Annotated in this window: 4 protein-coding genes; 2 read left to right on the forward strand and 2 right to left on the reverse strand. The window is 66.2% G+C overall.

Features of this window, described 5'->3' with window-relative positions:
- The coding region (locus ABW137_RS33005; RefSeq protein WP_526406683.1) for a DUF222 domain-containing protein at window positions 1–204 on the reverse strand (204 nt) is incomplete at its 3' end.
- Between the two features lie 41 nt (window positions 205–245).
- The gene (locus tag ABW137_RS33010) at window positions 246–1,643 is read right to left on the reverse strand and encodes a flavin monoamine oxidase family protein (protein ID WP_526406685.1); all 1,398 of its coding nucleotides are present in this window, start codon (window positions 1,641–1,643) and stop codon (window positions 246–248) included.
- A 27-nt stretch (window positions 1,644–1,670) separates the two neighbouring features.
- On the opposite strand from ABW137_RS33010, the gene ABW137_RS33015 reads away from it, so the two are divergent.
- Window positions 1,671–2,651 carry an LLM class F420-dependent oxidoreductase gene (locus tag ABW137_RS33015; RefSeq protein WP_526406689.1) on the forward strand — a complete coding sequence of 327 codons (981 nt, stop codon included), beginning with the start codon at window positions 1,671–1,673 and terminating at the stop codon, window positions 2,649–2,651.
- Window positions 2,652–2,699: 48 nt separating this feature from the next.
- The gene (locus tag ABW137_RS33020) at window positions 2,700–4,217 is read left to right on the forward strand and encodes a flavin-containing monooxygenase (RefSeq protein ID WP_526406687.1); all 1,518 of its coding nucleotides are present in this window, start codon (window positions 2,700–2,702) and stop codon (window positions 4,215–4,217) included.
- Window positions 4,218–4,598 lie beyond the last annotated feature (381 nt).

Raw genomic sequence — 4,598 nt, forward strand, 5'->3', positions numbered from 1 at the left:
CTTCCAGGCCACTAGCGCGGCGATGGAGCGGCATCCGGTGGCGCCCCAGATGCCGTCGCGGTCGATTTCGGCGATGATGTCCACGATGCGGGCGTCGGTGGCGTTGCGTTGGCCGGTCAGCTCGGCCAACTCCGCGAACAACACCTCGAGACGTTCCTGCGGGCCCACCCCGGCAGGAGCGAAATCGGTTGCCGTCGAAGACATGACACCATCATCACACCGGGCACCGACAAAACGCTTCGAGACTAACGCGGCGCCGATCCGCGTAGATAGGCGTCGACTTCGGCCGCGGCCCGCTGCCCGGAGCGCACCGCTCCGTCGAGGAAACCCGTCCACTGGTCGGCGGTTTCCGTACCCGCCCAGAAGATTCCGCCGACGGGCTTGCGCAACCACTTGCCATAGGACGTCCACGACCCCGGAGGTACCGCTGCCGTCGGTCCGCCGGGAGCGAATTCCTCTGCGCCCCAACAGTGATCCACGTAGTCGATCGGATCGGTCGCGGCATCACCGAACAACGTCGCAAAGCAGCCGAGGGCACGGGCTCGACGCGCATCGGCCGGGAGTGGGTCGAACGTGCGCGAGTCGGTGAACCCGAGGAGGATCCCTGGCCCGTCATCGGATGGGCTGACGTCGAACGTGATGAACACCGGCCCCTCGTCGGACAGCGCCTCGCCGGAACGGCCCTCCGCCCGCCAGAACGGGGTCTGGTACGCCGCGTACGCCTTGCTCAGATTGCCCTGCGGCCAGTTCGCCGCCAGCTCGGTATACCCTTCCGGTAGCGGGGGGTCGAACGCGATGCCAACGCGGTGCGCGGGCGGGATGGCGAGCACGACAGCCTTGGCCTGAACACGGTTGCCTTCGGAGACCACGCCGACGGCGCCACCGTCCGCGTGCTCGACGCGCCGCACCGGTGCGCCGAGGGTCACCCGGCCGTCGAGATCACGCGCCATCGCCAGCGCGATCTGCTGGGTACCCGCAGAAAAGCGGTCCTGCTGGGCGCCACCCTCGACGTCGAGCATCGACCCGATGCCACCCGCCGCCCTGACGTAGCGCACCGCGTGCAGCATCGACACGTCGGAGGGTTCGCAACCCCACGTCACCCTCGACATGATCGCCATCAGGTCACGCGTACTGGCCCCTGCGTGCACCGACCGTAGCCACCCCTCCAGCGTCTGGTGGTCCAGCCTTTCCGCGATGGCGCAGGCCCACGGTTCGGCCACGGGAACCTGCGTGCTCAGCCGCTCGAAGCGCCACTGAATCCGCGAAACGTCAACCAGCTCAAGGATGGATAGCTTCGGGATGGTGCTGCGGTACGACCGCACCCGGCCGCGCCAGCGGATCAGGTTCGTCCCCGCTGCGTGCGTGCGCACGGTCGGGCAGTCGAGCTCCTTGGCGAGCTTGAGCACCTCGGTCTGGGTGGGCCCGACGAACGTCGCGCCCAGGTCGACCGGAACCCCGGCGATGGTGGTGGTGTAAGACCGGCCGCCGACGCGGTCGCGGCCTTCGAGCACTTTCACGTCGTACCCGAGCGCGGTCAGATTGCGCGCCGTCGTCAGTCCGGCGAAGCCGGCACCAATGACGACGACGTCGGCCGTGGTCTGTTCCTCGCGCGAGCGCTCATCGTCGCCGGCAGAGATGGACACGTGACTAGAGTCTCACGCGTGAAGGTCATGACAGCGTTGTTCGGGCCGACGGATGCGATCGACCGGACCAGGGAGCTGCGGGACGCGGGCGCGACGGGCGTGTTCACCTTCGAGGGACCGCACGACGTGTTCGCGCCGTTGACGCTGGCCTCGACGGTCGGCGGGCTGGATCTCATGACCAACGTGGCAATCTCGTTCCCGCGCAATCCGATTCACCTTGCGCATCAAGCGATCGATCATCAGCTGCTTTCTGACGGCCGTTTCGTCCTTGGTCTAGGTACGCAGATCCGCACCCAGATCGAGAAGCGCTTCGGCACCAGCTTCGACCGACCCGTCGCGAGGATGACCGAGTTGATCGGGGCGCTGCGGGCGATCTTCGAGGCGTGGACCACCGGCGAGCGGCTGAACTTCCAGGGTGAGTTCTACCGCCACACCCTGATGACGCCGAACTTCACGCCCAAGTCCATTCCGCACGGGCCGCCCCCGATCTACGTCGGTGCGCTGGGGCCGCGGCTCACCCGGGCGACCGCAGAGGTGGCCGATGGCCTGCTGGTCATGCCGTTCGGGTCGAAGCGGTTCCTGCACGACGCCACGATGCCGAAGGTCGACGAAGGGTTGGCGGCGTCGGGTCGCAGCCGCGATGACTTCGCCGTCGTTCCCGAGATCATCGTGTCGGTGAGCGATGAGGATCCGCAGCACACCTCGACACGCCAACTGCTCGCGTTCTATGGGTCGACGCCCGCCTATCGGCCCGTTCTCGACGTGCATGGGTGGGGTGACCTGCAGCCCGAGCTGCACGCGCTGTCGAAGCAGGGGCGCTGGCAGGAGATGGGTGGACTCATCGACGACGACGTGCTGCACACCATCGCAGCGTGCGGCACGCCGACGGAGATCGCCGCGCACATCCGGGACCGGGTCGCGGGCATCAGCGATGAGGTGTGCGTCTACCAGCCGGCACCCATCCGGTCGGATTCATTGGCCCGGATAGTCGACGCCCTGAACGGCTGACGCCCTATCGTGGGGGATGGTACGGAGCAGGACCAAGGGAGGTTCTCCGTGGACGACCAGGCGGAATACTCAGATGTACTGATCATCGGCGCAGGCATCTCGGGCATCGGGGCGGCGTACCGCATCCACGAGAAGAACCCTGGGCTGAGCTATACGTTGCTGGAAAGACGCGAACGGATCGGCGGGACGTGGGACCTCTTCCGCTACCCGGGCATCCGCTCGGACAGCGACATCTTCACGCTGAGCTACTCCTACGAGCCGTGGACCCGGCCGGAGAACATGGCCGATGGTGCGCACATTCGGGAGTACCTGACAGAGACCGCGCGCAAGAACGGAATCGACCGTCACATCCGCTTCAACACGCGCGTCCGCTCGGCCGACTGGGACTCGTCGACGGACACTTGGACGGTGCGCACCGAGCACGTCGGCCCTGACGGTCCCACCCAGAAGAGTCATCGGGGCCGCTTCCTGTTCTTCGGTACGGGCTACTACGACTACGACGCGCCCTACACGCCCGAATTCCCGGGGATCGAAGACTTCACCGGCGAGGTCGTCCATCCGCAGTACTGGCCGGAGTCGTTGGACTACTCGGGTAAGCGCATCGTCGTCATCGGTAGCGGTGCCACCGCCATCAGCATGATCCCCTCGCTGGCCAAGAAGGCGTCGCACGTCACCATGCTGCAGCGCTCGCCCACCTACCTCATGTCGATCTCGCGGGTCAGTCCGGTGATGAACGCCTTGCGAAAGATGCTGCCGCGCAGAGTTTCTCACGCTCTGGTTCGCTTCTACTTCAAGTTGGTCACCGTTGGGAGCTACGCGTTCGCCCGCAAGGCGCCCGACACCTTCAAGAAGCTCGCCCGAGCGACGGCAATGCGCTACCTTCCCGAGGGCTACGACGTCGATACCCACTTCAAGCCGCGGTACGACCCGTGGGATCAACGCTTGTGCGTCATTCTCGGCGGCGACTTCTACGAGGAGATCGCCCAGGGTCGCGTCGAGGTGGTCACCGATCACATCGACCACGTGGACGCCACGGGCGTCGCACTGAAGTCGGGTAGCCGCATCGAGGCCGACGTGATCGTCACGGCGACGGGTCTGCAGCTGCAGGCACTCGGCGGCATCTCGCTGAGCATCGACGGCGACGAGATCAAGCCCACCGAGCGATTCGTTTACAAGGAGCACCTACTCGAAGACGTGCCGAACATGGCGTGGTGCATCGGCTATACCAACGCATCGTGGACGTTGCGGGCCGACATGACGGCGCGTGCCGTCGCGAAGTTGATCGCCTACCTGGGGGAGCACGGATACACCCATGCGTATCCGCACCTCGGCGCTACGCCGATGAAGGAGAAGCCCACGTTCGACCTGCAGTCCGGGTACGTGCAACGGGCCCCGAACGCGCTGCCGCGATCCGGTGTCCGGCGACCGTGGAAGGTGCGGCACAACTATGTGCTGGACGCCATCGACCGCCGCTTCGATCGGATCGAGGAGTCGATGGTCTTCGGTCGCGTCGTGACGTCGGCCGTCGAGGAGCCTGGTCAGCCCAAGCAACCGCAGACCGCGTAGCAGCCCGCCCTACCCGCCACGGCGACGTCCGCCCGCCGAGATCTGCGTGAGGGCTACTTCACCGCACAGATCGCGACCCTGCTGCAGAACTCGCGGCCGGGGCGTGTGGCGCGGGGGTCGATTCCTGCCAACCGCCGCTCAATCACTGCCAGCGGAAATCAACCCGCTGACCTGCTGGTTATACCCATCAGACCGGCCGGGAAGGCCTCCCAACCGGACCACAAACCAGCAGAACTCACGAAAGAAGAACGATCATGAAGAACTTCGGATTCGCCACCATCACCACCGCCGTCGCCGCAGGCCTGACCGCCGCCGTCCTCGGCTTCGCCGCCCCCGCCAATGCGGACCTGACCCACCAGCAGTGGATCAACGACATCCAGC

The organism is Mycobacterium sp. (assembly GCF_040509115.1).
GTDB lineage: Bacteria > Actinomycetota > Actinomycetes > Mycobacteriales > Mycobacteriaceae > Mycobacterium.

Excerpts from the sequence above, each read along its gene's own strand:
- ABW137_RS33015 (WP_526406689.1), top strand. The coding sequence starts at position 1,671 with ATGACAGCGTTGTTCGGGCCGACGGATGCGATCGACCGGACCAGGGAG.